At 70.1% G+C, this 14,048-nt stretch carries 13 protein-coding genes; 5 read left to right on the top strand and 8 right to left on the bottom strand.

What is annotated here, in order from left to right:
* The first annotated feature begins 158 nt into the window (after positions 1–158).
* Positions 159–923: a cyclase family protein gene (locus SALMUC_RS09755; protein WP_156883480.1), complete on the top strand. Its 765-nt coding sequence runs from the start codon at positions 159–161 to the stop codon at positions 921–923.
* Positions 924–1,016: 93 nt separating this feature from the next.
* Positions 1,017–1,577: a hypothetical protein gene (locus SALMUC_RS09750; protein WP_020043518.1), complete on the top strand. Its 561-nt coding sequence runs from the start codon at positions 1,017–1,019 to the stop codon at positions 1,575–1,577.
* A 70-nt stretch (positions 1,578–1,647) separates the two neighbouring features.
* Here the strand turns inward: SALMUC_RS09750 and SALMUC_RS09745 are convergent, their stop codons facing one another.
* From SALMUC_RS09745 to SALMUC_RS09735, 3 genes are all read right to left on the bottom strand, one after another.
* The gene (locus SALMUC_RS09745; RefSeq protein WP_020043517.1) at positions 1,648–2,850 is read right to left on the bottom strand and encodes an aminopeptidase P family protein; all 1,203 of its coding nucleotides are present in this window, start codon (positions 2,848–2,850) and stop codon (positions 1,648–1,650) included.
* A 171-nt stretch (positions 2,851–3,021) separates the two neighbouring features.
* Complete coding sequence (locus tag SALMUC_RS09740) at positions 3,022–3,402, bottom strand: hypothetical protein (protein ID WP_021120164.1); 381 nt, start codon at positions 3,400–3,402, stop codon at positions 3,022–3,024.
* Entirely contained in the window at positions 3,387–4,859 is a 1,473-nt protein-coding gene (locus SALMUC_RS09735) for an NAD-dependent succinate-semialdehyde dehydrogenase (RefSeq protein ID WP_020043515.1), read from the bottom strand. Before SALMUC_RS09735 ends, SALMUC_RS09740 begins: the two co-directional genes overlap by 16 nt.
* Positions 4,860–4,943: 84 nt before the next feature.
* Between SALMUC_RS09735 and SALMUC_RS09730 the strand changes: the two genes are divergently transcribed.
* Both SALMUC_RS09730 and SALMUC_RS09725 read left to right on the top strand, forming a co-directional pair.
* Positions 4,944–5,735, top strand: coding sequence for an alpha/beta hydrolase (locus SALMUC_RS09730; RefSeq protein ID WP_020043514.1), 792 nt, complete (start codon positions 4,944–4,946; stop codon positions 5,733–5,735).
* Between the two features lie 146 nt (positions 5,736–5,881).
* Entirely contained in the window at positions 5,882–8,041 is a 2,160-nt protein-coding gene (locus SALMUC_RS09725; protein ID WP_020043513.1) for an esterase-like activity of phytase family protein, read from the top strand.
* Between the two features lie 58 nt (positions 8,042–8,099).
* Here SALMUC_RS09725 and SALMUC_RS09720 read toward each other — a convergent pair whose 3' ends face one another.
* The gene (locus SALMUC_RS09720; protein ID WP_020043512.1) at positions 8,100–9,005 is read right to left on the bottom strand and encodes a LysR family transcriptional regulator; all 906 of its coding nucleotides are present in this window, start codon (positions 9,003–9,005) and stop codon (positions 8,100–8,102) included.
* 104 nt (positions 9,006–9,109) lie between these two features.
* On the opposite strand from SALMUC_RS09720, the gene SALMUC_RS09715 reads away from it, so the two are divergent.
* Positions 9,110–10,099 (top strand): NAD(P)-dependent alcohol dehydrogenase, encoded by a 990-nt coding sequence (locus SALMUC_RS09715; RefSeq protein ID WP_020043511.1) that lies wholly within the window; start codon positions 9,110–9,112, stop codon positions 10,097–10,099.
* A 62-nt stretch (positions 10,100–10,161) separates the two neighbouring features.
* Here the strand turns inward: SALMUC_RS09715 and SALMUC_RS09710 are convergent, their stop codons facing one another.
* From SALMUC_RS09710 to glcF, 4 genes are all read right to left on the bottom strand, one after another.
* Complete coding sequence (locus SALMUC_RS09710) at positions 10,162–10,635, bottom strand: Hsp20 family protein (RefSeq protein ID WP_020043510.1); 474 nt, start codon at positions 10,633–10,635, stop codon at positions 10,162–10,164.
* 142 nt (positions 10,636–10,777) lie between these two features.
* Entirely contained in the window at positions 10,778–11,560 is a 783-nt protein-coding gene (locus SALMUC_RS09705; RefSeq protein ID WP_021120162.1) for a trypsin-like serine peptidase, read from the bottom strand.
* A 38-nt stretch (positions 11,561–11,598) separates the two neighbouring features.
* A complete protein-coding gene (locus SALMUC_RS09700; RefSeq protein WP_020043508.1) occupies positions 11,599–12,381 on the bottom strand; it encodes a trypsin-like serine peptidase in 783 nt (260 codons plus the stop codon).
* Between the two features lie 90 nt (positions 12,382–12,471).
* The gene (gene glcF / locus SALMUC_RS09695; protein ID WP_020043507.1) at positions 12,472–13,833 is read right to left on the bottom strand and encodes a glycolate oxidase subunit GlcF; all 1,362 of its coding nucleotides are present in this window, start codon (positions 13,831–13,833) and stop codon (positions 12,472–12,474) included.
* Positions 13,834–14,048: the final 215 nt, after the last annotated feature.

The raw sequence follows: 14,048 nt of genomic DNA, 5'->3' as shown, positions 1-14,048 counted from the left end.
GCGCCGCCATGCGCGATCCCGCCCCCGAAAGCCGCCACCCCGTTCCCATGCTCGCGCCACACATGGCCGACCGGGCACTGGCGCAGGGGCGCGGCCGCCACGACCTCACGCTCGACGCCGGGCTGCAACGACAGCTCGAGGCGCTGGTCGCCACGCATATGACCGGCCGCGATGTCCGGCTCTCGGCGGCGCTGGGGGCCGCGGCCGGGCCCGCGATGGCGGCCTCGCACGGCGGGGGCGGCACCGGCGGCGTGGCCGACCTGACCCACACCCTGCACCCCGGTTTCCCGACCTTCTTCGGCGAGCCGCAGTTCGCGGCCGAGCAGCTCTATTCCTTCGGCAGCGACGGCTTCAACCTCTTCGAGCTGACCGTGAACGAGCATACCGGCACCCACATCGACGCGCCGCTGCACTTCTCCGAAGACGGCGCTTCGGTCGACGAGATCCCGCTCGGTCAGCTGGTGGCGCCGCTCTGCGTGATCGACATCGCGGCCCGCGCCGAGGAGGACGCCGACGCCCAGGTCACGCCCGACGACATTCGCGCCTGGATGGCGGCCAACGGCGAGATCCCCGAGAACGCCTGCGTCGCCATGCACTCGGGCTGGGCATCGAAGGTCGACACCGACGGCTTCCGCAACTTCGACGGGACGGCCATGCACTTCCCGGGCTTCCACGTCGAGGCGGCCGAGATGCTGATCGAGGAAACCGGCGCCATGTCCATCGCGGTCGACACGCTCTCGCTCGACTTCGGGCCCTCGCCTGATTTCGCCGCGCACTACGCTTGGTTGCCGACCGGCCGCTTCGGGATCGAGGCGCTGGCCGGGCTCGACGCGGTGCCTGCCGCCGGGGCCACGATTGTCGTCGGCGCGCCCAAGCATCGCGGCGGCTCGGGCGGACCGGCGCGGGTCTTCGCGCTGATGTAGGTTCCCTCCCGGGGTCCGGTATCTCGCACCTTGCTCCGCCACGTTCCGCCGCGGCAGGGTGCGGGATATCGTATTTCTGCACGGGAGGTTTTCATGATCCGTTTCCTGATGCTCGGCACCGCCGCCGCGCTGCTGCTCTCCGCGCCGGTCCGCGCGGACGAGATCACCGACACGCTCAACGGCGCCATCGAGGCCTACGAGGCCGGCGACGTGCAATGCGCCATCGAGGAGCTGGACTACGCCCGTCAGAAGCTGATGGAGATGAAGACCGAGGCGCTTGGCGGCTACCTGCCGCCCGCCCCCGAGGGCTGGAGCCGCGAGATCGGCACCGAGGCGAACGCGGGTCTCGCGATGATGGGCGGCGGCGTGGGGGCCGAGGCGGAGTATGTCTCGCCCGAGGGCGAGAGCTATTCGCTGACCCTGATGGCCGACAATCCGATGGTGGCCTCGATGGCGCCGATGATCATGAACGCCTCCGCCATGGGTCTGAAGATGGAGCGCATCGCCCGGCAGAAGTTCGCGGTGCAGGACGGCCAGCTCATGGGGCTGGTGGCCAACCGGATCCTCGTGCAGCTCGAGGGGCCCGACCTCGACACCGGGAAATCGCTGCTCGAGACGATGGACTTCGACGCGCTGGCGGCTTTCGGCTCCTGACGCCCGGAGGCGGTGCCGGCGGCCCGGCCCGGGCGGACCGCCGGGGGTGCGAGGGGGCGGGGCCCCGCGATCAGCCCACCACGTTGAACCCGGGCCCGTAGGGATAGCCCGTGATGTTCTCGGCGCCGTCTTCGGTGATGATCAGGATGTCGTGCTCGCGGTAACCCCCCGCGCCCGGCTGCCCCTCGGGGATGGTCAGCATCGGCTCCATCGAGATCACCATGCCGGGTTCCAGCACCGTCTCGATGTCCTCGCGCAGCTCCAGCCCCGCCTCGCGGCCGTAGTAGTGCGACAGCACCCCGAAGCTGTGGCCGTAGCCGAAGCTGCGGTATTGCAGCAGGTCGCGCTCGGCGAGGAAGGCGTTGATCTTCGCCGTCACCTGGTCGCAGCGCGCGCCCGGTGTCAGCAGCGACATGCCGTATTCGTGCGCCGCGACGTTGGCCTCCCAGATCGCGAGCGAGGCGTCGTCGACCTCGCCCAGGAACATGGTCCGCTCCAGCGCCGTGTAGTAGCCCGAGATCATCGGGAAGGTATTGAGCGACAGGATGTCCCCGCGCCGCAGGACGCGGCCCGTCACCGGGTTGTGCGCGCCGTCGGTGTTGATGCCCGACTGGACCCAGACCCAGGTGTCGCGGTATTCCGCGTCCGGGAAGCGGCGGGCGATCTCCAGCTCCATCGCGTCGCGCCCGGCCATGGCCACGTCGATCTCGCGCAGGCCCTCGCGCACCGCGTCGCGGATCGCATGGCCGCCGAGGTCCGCGACCTCCGCGCCCTGCCGGATCAGCGCGATTTCGGCCGGCGACTTGTGCATCCTCTGGCGCATCGTCGCCGGCGCAATGTCGAGGCTCACCACCGGCTCCAGCCAGTCCTCCAGCAGCTCGCGCTGCGCCAGCGTCAGGTGGTCGGCCTCGTAGCCGATGACGCCGCCCTGTCCGGTCACCGACATCACCGCCCGCCAGAGGTTGTTCCGGGCCCAGTCGGTGTAGGTGATGTTGTCGCCGTGGCAGCGCCGCCAGGGCTGCGCGCCGTCGATGCCGGCGCTGATCGTGACGCTCTCGGTCTCGGTGACCACCAGCGCGTAGGGCCGGCCGAAGCTGCAGTAGAGAAAGCCGGAGTAGTAGGCGACGTTGTGCATCGAGGTCAGCACACAGGCGCTGACGCCGGCCTCGTCCATCGCGGCGCGCAGGCCGGCGAGCCGGGCGTCGTATTCCTCGGGGGCGAAGGGCAGAACGCGATTGCCCTGGTGAAAGCGGTAGGCTGCGGGACGGTCCATGCCGGTCCTCCTTGGATGATCGCGGAGGGCCGGACCCGACCCTGCCGCAAGGCAAAGCAAGGTCCCGGCGTTCAGGACGGATGTTCGGGCCACGTGAAAGGCGACGCCATCGCCGGGCCGGGCGCGATCATGGGCGCCCCTCCGGGATTCGGCAAGGCCCGGCAGGCGCGGTCAGACCGCACCTGCCGCGAGCCAGAGCTTGTATTGCAGCCGCGCGCCTTCGTCACGGGCAAGGCGCAGCTTGCGCCGCACGAGGTCGTAGGCCGCGCCCGGGTCGAGGTGGTCCTCCCAGTTCTCGCCCGGGGCATCCGCGCCGATGATTTCCCAGTCCACGTCGCGGGGCGGCTCGTGCAGGGTCATCGCGGCGGCCTCCATCATCCGCACGCCCTCGCCCCGCACCAGCGCGTAGCGTGCCAGCGCGAGCGCTTCGCCGGGCCGCAGCCAGGGCGTGCCCGCGCCGGAATGGCCCGCCACCATCCAGGCGCGCAGGCTGGCCGGCGGCGGGGCGTCGTGGTCGTTGAAGGCCGGCGGGCGCGTCACACGCTGAGGCACACGTATTTCATCTCGAGGAACTCCTCGATGCCGTGGTGGCTGCCCTCGCGGCCGAGGCCCGACTGCTTGACCCCGCCGAAGGGCGCCAGCTCGGTCGAGATGATGCCTGTGTTCACGCCGACGATGCCGTATTCCAGTGCCTCGGCCACCTTGTAGACCCGGCTCAGGTCCTTGGCGTAGAAGTACGAGGCCAGGCCGAAGATCGTGTCATTGGCCATCTCGATGACCTCTTCCGCGTCCTCGAACCGGAAGAGCGGCGCCAGCGGGCCGAAGGTCTCCTCCTTCGAGAACTTCATGTCCTGCGTGGCGCCGGTCACGATGCAGGGCCCGAAGAAGGCGCCGTCCTCCTCGTGGGCCTCGCTGCCGAAGACCACGTCGCCGCCCTTGGCCTTGGCGTCCGCGATGTGCTCCTGCACCTTGTCGATGGCCTTCTGGTTGATGAGCGGGCCGAGGTCGGTGCCCTCTTCCAGCCCGTCGCCGACCTTGAGCTTGGCCACCGCCGCCTTCAGCTTCTCGGAGAAGGCATCGTAGACGCCGGACTGCACGTAGATGCGGTTGGCGCAGACGCAGGTCTGGCCGTTGTTGCGGAACTTGCACTGGATCGCGCCCTCGACCGCCTCGTCGAGATCGGCGTCGTCGAAGACGATGAAAGGCGCGTTGCCGCCCAGCTCCATCGAGCACTTCATCACCTGGTCGGCGGCCTGCCGCAGCAGGATGCGGCCCACCTCGGTCGAGCCGGTGAAGGTCAGCTTGCGCACCTTGGGGTTCTCGCAGAATTCCTTGCCCGCTTCCGAGGCCGAGGAGGAGGGCACCACGTTGAACACGCCCGCGGGGATGCCGGCGCGCTCGGCCAGCACGCCCATGACGATGGCCGAGAGCGGCGTTTCCTGCGCCGGGCGGCAGACGAAGGTGCAGCCGGCGGCGAGCGCCGGTGCCGCCTTGCGGGTGATCATGGCGTTGGGGAAGTTCCAGGGCGTGATCGAGGCGGCGACGCCGATCGGCTGCTTCATCACGGTGATGCGCTTGTCGCGCTGGTGGCCGGGGATGGTCTCGCCGTAGACGCGCTTGGCCTCCTCGCCGAAGAACTCGATGAAGCCGGCGCCGTAGGCGATCTCGCCCTTGGCCTCGGCCAGCGGCTTGCCCTGTTCGGCGGTCAGGATCGTGCCGAGATCGTCCTGGTTCTCCATCATCAGGTCGAACCACTTGCGCATCAGCTGGGCGCGCTCCTTGCCGGTCATGGCGGCCCAGTCCTTCTGCGCGGCATGGGCGGCGTCGATGGCCTCGGCGATCTGGTCGCGCGACAGGTCGGTCACCTCGGCGATGACATCGCCGCGGGCGGGGTTGGTGACCTTGAAGGTCGTCTCGCCGTCGACCCAGGCGCCGTTCACGTAGGCCCGGGTCTCGAGCAGGGACGGGTCCTTGAGCAGCGAGGCGAGATTGGTGGCTTGGTCGAGCATGGCGGAGGTCCTTCGGGATTTTCTTGCTGCAGTGGGCAGATCATTTGGTATGTCGGAAGTCTAGCGCAGCACGGAAGGAATGCCATGGAGGACCTGAGCGACGCCTACGACAATATCGGCTACATCCCCGACGGGGCGACCTGGCCCCAGCGTTGGGCCGAGGCGGCCGAGAGCTTTCGCGAACGCAAGGCCGTCGAGGGCCGGATGCGCCCCGGGCTGATGTACGGCCACGGCCCGCGCGAGGCGATGGACCTGTTCCTGCCGCGCGGCATCCCCGAGGGGCTCGTGATCTTCGTGCACGGCGGCTACTGGATGAAGTTCGACCGCTCCTACTGGTCGCACCTGGCCGAGGGCGCGCTGGCGCGGCACTGGGCGGTGGCCATGCCCTCCTACGATCTCTGCCCGCGGGTGCGCATCGCCGACATCACCCGGCAGATCGCCCGCGCGGTGACCGCGGCGGCGCACGAGGTGCCGGGCCCGATCCGGCTTGCCGGGCACTCCGCCGGCGGGCACCTGGTGGCGCGCATGCTCGAGCCGGGCATGCTGCCCGAGGAGGTGGCGGCGCGGATCGAGAATGTCCTGTCGATCTCGCCGGTCTCGGACCTGCGCCCGCTGATGCAGACGGGGCTGAACGCCGAGCTGAACATCGACGCCGAGGAGGCCAAGGCCGAAAGCCCGGTCAACATGGCCGCGCCCAAGGTGCCGGTCACCGTCTGGGTCGGCGCCGACGAGCGGCCTGCCTTCCTCGACCAGGCGCGCTGGCTGGCCGAGGCCTGGGGCTGCGGCCACGTGGTCGACGAGGGCCGCCACCACTTCGACGTGGTCGACGCGCTCGCAGACGGCGAAAGCGCCATGATAAAGCGCCTGATCGGCTGACAGGCCCCGGCGGGGCGGCCCCGAACGTCCGCGAAGGAATTCGGGTCGCCCCGCCCCCGCGGCTTTCATGAAACCGTAACGCCGCCGTCATGCCTCCGTCACCTGTCGCCCGCTACCCCGTGCGGGCAACAGACAGGGGAGACACCATGCGTATCCGTGCGCTTGGCCTGACCTCGGCGCTGGCGCTCTGCGCCTCCGCCGCGGCGGCCGACATGACCTTCAACCGCATCGCCAGCTTCGCGACGCCGCGCAACATGGCCGAGGGCGAGGACACCTCGCGCGCGACCTCGTCCGAGATCATCTCGGTCACCGACGACGGCATGACGCTGGTCTACACCGACAGCCCGCTGGGCGTGATCGGCCGCATCGACATCACCGACCCGGCCAACCCGCAACCGCTGGGCAACGTGTCGGTCGACGGCGAGCCCACGGCCGTCTCGGTGATCGGCAGCACCGCCTATGTCGCCGTCAACACCTCGGAAAGCTACACCCAGCCAAGCGGCTACCTCGCCGCGATCGACGTTGCTTCGGGTGACGAGCTGGCGCGCTGCGATCTCGGCGGCCAGCCCGACAGCACCGCCGAGGCGCCCGATGGCTCCTTCGTGGCCGTGGCCATCGAGAACGAGCGCGACGAGGACGCCGGCGACGGCCGCGTGCCGCAGATGCCCGGCGGCTACCTCGTTACCGTCGATGCGACCGAGGGCGGCCTCGACTGCGACAGCCTGGTACAGGCCGACGTGACCGGCCTTGCCGAGATCGCGCCCGAGGATCCCGAGCCCGAGTTCACCGACATCAACGGCCTCGGCGAGACTGTCGTGACGCTGCAGGAGAACAACCACATCGCCGTGGTCGCCCGCGACGGTTCGGTCGTGAGTCACTTCTCCGCCGGCGCCACCGACCTCGAGGGGATCGACGCCACCGACGAGCGCGGCGCGCTGCTCTTCACCGAGAGCCAGCAGGACCGCAAGCGCGAGCCCGATGCCGTGCAATGGATCGACGACGCGCATCTCGTGATCGCCAACGAGGGCGACATGGACGGCGGCTCGCGCGGGTTCACCGTCTTCTCCAAGGACGGCACCGTCGTCTACGAGAGCGGCACCTCCTTCGAATACGCCGTGATCGAGGCGGGCCACTATCCGGACAAGCGCTCGGACGCCAAGGGCGTCGAGCCCGAGGGCATGGAGATCGGCACCTTCGACGGCACGCCGATGATGTTCCTGCTCTCCGAGCGCGGCTCGCTGGTGGGCGTCTACGACATGACCGACCCGGCGGCCCCCGAGCTGATGCAGCTGCTGCCCTCGGGCATCGGGCCGGAGGGCGTCGTGGCCATTCCGGAGCGCAACCTCGTGGTCACCGCCAACGAGGAGGATCTCGGCCCCGACGGCGGCGTGCGCGCCCACGTCATGATCTACGAGTATGCCGAGGGCGAGGCCGCCTATCCGACGCTCACCTCCAAGGGGGCCGACGAGCTGATCGGTTGGGGCGCGATCTCGGGCATGGTCGCGGGCGATGACGGTATGGTCTACGCCGTGAACGACAGCTTCTACGGCTACCAGCCCCGCATCTTTACCATCGACCCGTCGCAGAGCCCGGCGCGCATCGTCTCGGCGATGGACGTGACCCGTGCCGGCCGTCCGGCGCAGAAGCTCGACCTCGAGGGCATCACCACCGACGGGCAGGGCGGCTTCTGGCTTGCCTCCGAAGGCCGCACCGACCGCGTGATCCCGCATGCGCTCTACCACGTGAACGCCGAGGGCGAGATCGAGGACGAGGTGGGCCTGCCCAAGGAGCTGCTGGCGGTTCAGCGCCGCCATGCGTTCGAGGGCGTTACCATGATCGACGGCACCCTCTGGATCGCGGTGCAGCGCGAGTGGGACGACGATCCCGAGAACCACGTCAAGCTGCTGGCCTATACACCCGAGACCGGAGAGTGGGGCGCCGTGCACTACCCCAAGGCCGACCCCGAGACCGGCTGGGTGGGTCTTTCGGAGATCACTGCGCATGGCGATCACGTCTACGTCGTGGAGCGCGACAACCAGATCGGCGCCGATGCGGTGACCAAGAAGGTCTACCGCATCCCGATGGCCGAGATGCAGCCCGCGCCGCTCGGTGGCGAGCTGCCCGTGGTCACGAAGGAAGAGGTCCGCGACCTGATCCCCGACCTGCAGGCCTGGAACGGCTTCGTGGTCGACAAGGTCGAGAGCCTGGCGATCACCGGGGACGGCACCGTCTACGTCTCGACCGACAACGACGGCGTCGACGACAGCTCGGGCGAGACCTTCTTCTGGTCCTTCGATCTGGAGTGATCCGCCCAAGGGCCTGACGGTTCAGAAGGCGCCCCGCGGCATGTCGCGGGGCGCCTTTTCATGCGCCGCCGCGCAGCAGGCCGGGCAGCATCTCGGCCAGCAGGTCGAAGACCAGCCGGACCCGACGGCTGGTGCGCAGCTCGCGGTGGGCCACCAGCCAGACGGGATAGTGGAAGTCCGGCTCCTCCGGCAGCACACGGCGCAGCGTCGGGTCGGCATCGCCCAGCCCGTGCGGCCCCGCGGCAATGCCCAGCCCCCGCCGCGCCATGTCCCACTGCACGAGATGGCTGTCGCAGATCAGCGGGAAATTGGCCTCGGTCACCGGCGCGCCAAGCTGGTTCAGCATGGCGATGTAGCGGTCGGTCTCGTCGAAGCCGATGAACTCGGCCCGGGCAAGATCGCCGAGACCCGTCAGCGGGCCCAGCCGGTCGAGGTAGCCGGGCGCGGCGTAGAGCGTGCCGGAATCCTCGGCCACGCGCCGCGCCACCAGCTCGGCCTGCTCGGGCCGCGTGTTGCGGATCGCAATGTCGGCCTCGCGCCGCTTGAGGTCCCGCACCGCGTTCGAGGCCACCACGTCGACCACCAGCCCCGGCGCCTCGGCACGCAGCCGCGCGATGACCGGCGGCAGCAGCCAGGCGGAGTAGAGCTCCGAGGCGGTGATGGCGACATGGCCCGCCACCTCCTGCGACTGCCCGCCGGCCGCCAGCGAGACGCGCCCCGCCGCCTCGCCCATGGCGCGGACATGCTCGACCAGGTGCAGCCCGCTCTCGGTCAGCACCAGCCCCCGGCCGACGCGCTCGAAGAGGGTGACGCCCAGCTCCTCCTCGAGTGCCGAGACCTGACGGCCCAGCGTCGGCTGCGTCATGTTCAGCGCGCGGGCAGCGGCCGAGAGCGAGCCCTCCTCCGCCGTCACGAGAAAGGCCCGCGCGCGATTCCAGTCGAAGGTGATGCTGCGCCAATCCATGCATGAATGCATGGATGAGATAGGGTTTCTGTCAATTCCCATGCGCATGTCCGGGGTGTATCTTCACGGCAGTTCGACACACGCCGCCCTCGAAAGGACACGCCATGCAAGCCGCCACCGCCCGCCGCTACGGCCCCGCCGAGAGCCTCCGTATCGAGGATCTGCCCGTTCCCGTCCCGGGGCCGGGCGAAATCCTGATCCGCGTGGAGGCCAGTTCCGTCACCACCGCCGACTGGCGGCTGCGCGCCTCGGCTTTTCCCGGCGGGCTATGGCTGGCGGGTCGCATGGTCGCCGGGCTGCTGCGCCCGAGGAACCCGGTGCTGGGCTCGGACGTCGCGGGCACCGTCGCCGCCGTTGGCGCCGGGGTCACGCGCTTTGCCGCGGGCGACCGGGTCTTCGGCTTCATCGGTCACGGTGGCCACGCCGAATACGCCATCGCCCGCGCGGATGGTGCGTTGCAGCGCACCCCCGACAGCCTCACAGACGCGGAGGCCGCCGCGCTGCCCTTCGGCGCTTTCACGGCGCTGGCCTTCCTGCGCGACGTGGCCCAGGTCCGGCCGGGGCAGGCCGTGCTGATCGTCGGTGCCTCGGGCGGGGTGGGCGCCTATGCCACGCAGATCGCCAAGGCGCTGGGGGCTCATGTCATCGCTGTGGCCAGCGGCGCCAACGCCGACCTGCTGCGCGAGCTGGGCGCCGACGAGGTGATCGACTACCGCGCCGAGGATGTGCGCCGCCACCGTGATCGCTATGACCTCGTCTTCGACACGGTGGGCGCGACCGACTGGCCGGGCATGCGCCGGGCGCTGAAGCGCGGCGGCCTCTTCCTGCCGCTGAACTTCGGCCTGCGCGACCTCTGTCACATGCTGCGCGCCAAGCTCGCCGGCGGCCCGCGCATGGTGCTGCACGTCAGCGGCGACACGGCCGAGGCGCTGGCCGACATCGTGGCGATGATCGAGGCCGGCAAGCTGCGCCCGGTGATCGACAGCCACTACCCGCTGGCCCGCATCGCCGAGGCGCACGCCCATGTCGAAGGCCGCCACCGGCGCGGCGCGGTGGTGATCGACGTCGCCGAAGGGGCCGCCCGCGCGGCATGACAGCGGCATGAAAAAAGCCCCGGCGCGTGACCGGGGCTTCCCTTGGCATCGCGGTGAGCGGATCAGTTGACCTGCTGCGAGTCCACGACGTCCTTGCCGATGGCGCGGCGCTCGGGCTTGGCGATGGCGATCCGGCGCGGTTTCAGCGCCTCGGGAATCTCGCGCCTGAGCTCGATGTGCAGCATGCCGTTTTCATGCGTGGCGCCCTCGACGCGGACGTGATCGGCCAGCGTGAAACGGCGCTCGAAGGCGCGGGTGGCGATGCCGCGATGCAGGTAGCTGCGGCCCTCGTCCTCTTCGGCCTTGCGGGCCGAGACCACGAGCTGGTGATCCTTCACCTCGACCGAGAGGTCGTCGTCGGCAAAGCCGGCCACGGCGATCGAGATGCGGTAGGCATCGTCGGCCGTCTTCTCGATGTTGTAGGGCGGGTAGGTGGGCTGGGTCACGTCGGACGCCAGGACCCGGTCCATCATGTCGGCAATCTGGTCAAAGCCGACAGTGGCACGGTAGAGCGGTGCGAAATCGAAGTGTCGCATGGGTTATCCTCCGTTGAGCGATACCGTCACGTTGTGCGCCTTCCCGTCGCGGGACAGGCGACTGATGGTGCCGCGGCCCTGTCTCAGGCGCCCCGGCAGGATAGATTTGGGAGGGGGGCGCGGGGTTTCAAGACCCCCGAGATCACGGCCGCACGAAGCGTGCGCCGATGCCCTCGCGATTGCCGCCGACGGTCACGCGGCGGGCGCCCGCGCTGACGCTGGGCCGCGCATCGTCGCGGCGCAGGCGGGCCGCGAGCCGGGCGACGGTGTCGGGCAGGCTGGGGCCGAAGGCCTCGCCGCCGGACCGGCCGAGGTCGGTGCCCCCCGAGACCACGGACAGGATGCGCAGCCGTCCGTTCTCGCGCAGGAAGACCGGCGCCCCCGACGAGCCGAAGGTCACGTTGCAGTCGAAGCCCATGATGCCGCCGCGGTAACGCCGGACCATGGTGCAGCCGGCCTCGCGCGAGAGCACGTCCTCGCGGCCCCGCCCGTAGGAGACGACGCTCACATCGGTGCCCTCGGGCGGGATCTCGTGGACGCGAAAGGGATCGGCCTGCGCGCTCGACACCGCGCTCTCGAGTTTCAGCAGCGCCACGTCCTGCGCGATGGCACTGCTCCCGATCTGGCCGCCGGCCGTCGGGACATAGCCTCCGGGCACGACCCAGCGCAGCACGCGCCGCTGGACGATGGACTGCCCTCGGTGAAAGCCCGCGCGGAAGATCATGCCGCGCGCCTCGACAGGGGCCCCGGTGGCGCGGTCATGGACGCAATGCGCGGCGGTGAGCACGATGTCGGGGGCAATCAGCGCCCCGGTGCAGAAGCCACCGGGCAGGTCGAGCCGTCCGACTCCCTCCCAGCCCAGCATCTCGCCGGGGGTCTGCATGGTGTCCAGCCCGCGCATGTCCTGCGCGCGCGCCGCCGGCACGATGACCAGCGCGGCAAGCCCGAGGGCCGCGAGATATCTCAGGGCTTTATGAATTTCGCACCCGTGTCGCGCCGCATTCCCGCGCTGATCGGGTCGCGCACGTCGTCATGCTCCAGCTGGCCCAGAAGCCAGGGCAGCGCCTCCTCGAGCCCCGTGCCCAGCGACACCGGCTGCCCGCCGGCCTCGGCCTTGGCCGAGATCACCGAGACGATGCGCGGCGTGCCGGTCTCGAACGAGAAGACCGGCGAGCCCGAGCTGCCGAAATCGGCGGTGCAGGACAGCACCAACATGTCGCCCTGCCGGTCGAGCACGTCGCAGAGATCCTGCATCGAGGGCGCCTCGGACCGGTCGTGCGCATAGGAGACGACGCCGACCTCGGCGCCCGACTGCGGCGCGGGGTCGGTGTGGAAGGGCGTGATCGTGGTGTTGCGGATCGGCAGCTGAAGTTCGATCAGCGCGACGTCCAGCTGCACCCGTTCGGGTCCGGCCGGGGCGTTGTAGACATAGTCCGGATGCACCAGCGCCCGCCGCACGCGCCGGTAGGCCGAGGCCCGCCCGTTGCGCCATCCGGCCAGGAACTGGATCTCCTCGGGGGGCACGACGGCACCGGTGCTGGCGTCGAAGACGCAATGCGCGGCGGTCAGCACGAGCCCCGGGGCGATCAGCGCGCCCGTGCAGAACCCCGTGCCGCCGATCTCGAGCCGGCCGACCGCCTCCCAGGGCTGCCCGTCCTCCCGGCTTTCCATCGAGAAAAGCCCGCCCGATCCGGCCTGGACCGGCAGCGCGAGACAGATGGCTAGAAGGATCGCGAAAACGCGCACGGTCGGGCTCCTGTCTGGTGGTCCGACCGGACTAGGCACGGGATGTGTCAAAATTTGGGCAAATACGATGCATCCCGGGGAACAGTGCGTTCACGCCTCCCGCAGTGCCGGGGGCTTCGGCCCGCCGGTGGCCCAGTCAAGCAGCTCCACGGTGTGCACCACGGGCACGCCGGTGCCCGAGCCGATCTGCATCATGCAGCCGATGTTGCCGGCCGCGATGACCTGCGGTTTCTTGGCCTCGAGCGTGCGCACCTTGCGGTCCTTGAGCTGTCCCGAGATCTCGGGCTGCATCAGGTTGTAGGTGCCCGCGCTGCCGCAGCACAGATGCGTATCGGCCGGCTCGACCACCTCGAAGCCCGCGCCTTTCAGCAGCGCCTTGGGGTGGGTCTTGATCTTCTGCCCGTGCTGCAGCGAACAGGCGGCATGGTAGGCCACGCGCATCCCCGCGCAGTCCTCGCGCAGCGCGGGCCGTTCCGGCGCATCGGTGCCGGCCACATCCTCGCGCGCGGGATCGGCCGGGGCCGCCGGCGCCTCGGCCATCAGCTCGGACAGCAGTTCGCTCACGTCGACGGCGATTTCCGAGACCTTCGCCGCGTCCTCGGCCAGCGCGTCGTTGCGGAACATGTGGCCGTAATCCTTGACCGTCGTGCCGCAGCCGCTGGTGTTGATGACGATGGCATCGAGCCCCTCGCCCTGCATCTCCGAGCGCCAGGCCCGGATGTTGCGCGCGGCCGAGGCGTGGGATTCGTCGTCCTTGCCCATGTGGTGCGTCAGCGCCCCGCAGCAGCCGGCGCCTTTCGCCACCACCACCTCGCAGCCCAGCCGCCGCAGCAGCCGGATCGTCGCGTCGTTGATGTCGGTGTTGAGCGCCTTCTGCGCGCAGCCGGTCATCAGCGCCACGCGCTTGCGGCGCGGCGCCTGCGCCGCGAAGCTCTGAGGATCGTCGTTGCGGCTGACCGGCGGGATGGTCTTCGGCGCCATGTCCAGCATCGCCTTCAGCCTCGGATCGGGCATCAGCCCCCGCAAGGGCCGGCCGATCTTGGCGCCCAGCAGGGCCAGCCGGAAGCGCCCGGGATGCGGCAGGATCCGCGCCAGCACCCAGCGCAGCGCGCGGTCCTTCCACGGGCGGCGGTAGCGCGCCTCGATGTAGCTGCGCGCGTGATCCACGAGGTGCATGTAGTGCACGCCCGAGGGACAGGTCGTCATGCAGGCCAGGCACGAGAGGCAGCGGTCGATGTGCTTGACCGTCTTCTCGTCGGGATCACGCTCGTTCTCGAGCATGTCCTTGATGAGGTAGATGCGCCCCCGCGGGCTGTCGAGCTCGTCGCCGAGCACCTGGTAGGTGGGGCAGGTCGCGGTGCAGAACCCGCAGTGCACGCAGGCGCGCAGGATCTCGTTGCTGCGCGCGATGCCGGGGTCCTTGAGCTGGTCGTCGGTGAAATTCGTCTGCATGTCCGGCTTTCGTCAGGAGGTCATCATCCGGGCGTAGGCCAGCCCGAACCACGGAAGGGGCGTGGCCAGCAGCCCGGCCACGGCGATCCAGCGCCGCGGCGCGGAGGCGGCGATGCGTCGGCGCAGGGCCAGCGCGACCAGGGCCAGCGCCAGCACCCAGGCCAGCCAGAGCGCGGCCAGCGATCCGCCTGCCAGGGCCTGCGCCTGCAGCCAGA

Origin of the sequence: Salipiger mucosus DSM 16094, assembly GCF_000442255.1 — a bacterium.
Classification (GTDB): domain Bacteria; phylum Pseudomonadota; class Alphaproteobacteria; order Rhodobacterales; family Rhodobacteraceae; genus Salipiger; species Salipiger mucosus.
Note: the sequence above shows the minus strand (reverse complement) of the source record. Positions and strands in the feature narration are given on the sequence as shown.

What these genes read in the sequence shown, in the direction of transcription:
- SALMUC_RS09755 (WP_156883480.1), top strand. Translation starts at nt 159, where the DNA reads ATGACCGGCCGCGATGTCCGGCTCTCGGCGGCGCTGGGGGCCGCGGCC.
- SALMUC_RS09750 (WP_020043518.1), top strand. Translation starts at nt 1,017, where the DNA reads ATGATCCGTTTCCTGATGCTCGGCACCGCCGCCGCGCTGCTGCTCTCC.
- SALMUC_RS09745 (WP_020043517.1), bottom strand. Translation starts at nt 2,850, where the DNA reads ATGGACCGTCCCGCAGCCTACCGCTTTCACCAGGGCAATCGCGTTCTG.
- SALMUC_RS09735 (WP_020043515.1), bottom strand. Translation starts at nt 4,859, where the DNA reads ATGCTCGACCAAGCCACCAATCTCGCCTCGCTGCTCAAGGACCCGTCC.
- SALMUC_RS09730 (WP_020043514.1), top strand. Translation starts at nt 4,944, where the DNA reads ATGGAGGACCTGAGCGACGCCTACGACAATATCGGCTACATCCCCGAC.
- SALMUC_RS09725 (WP_020043513.1), top strand. Translation starts at nt 5,882, where the DNA reads ATGCGTATCCGTGCGCTTGGCCTGACCTCGGCGCTGGCGCTCTGCGCC.
- SALMUC_RS09720 (WP_020043512.1), bottom strand. Translation starts at nt 9,005, where the DNA reads ATGGATTGGCGCAGCATCACCTTCGACTGGAATCGCGCGCGGGCCTTT.
- SALMUC_RS09715 (WP_020043511.1), top strand. Translation starts at nt 9,110, where the DNA reads ATGCAAGCCGCCACCGCCCGCCGCTACGGCCCCGCCGAGAGCCTCCGT.
- SALMUC_RS09710 (WP_020043510.1), bottom strand. Translation starts at nt 10,635, where the DNA reads ATGCGACACTTCGATTTCGCACCGCTCTACCGTGCCACTGTCGGCTTT.
- glcF (WP_020043507.1), bottom strand. Translation starts at nt 13,833, where the DNA reads ATGCAGACGAATTTCACCGACGACCAGCTCAAGGACCCCGGCATCGCG.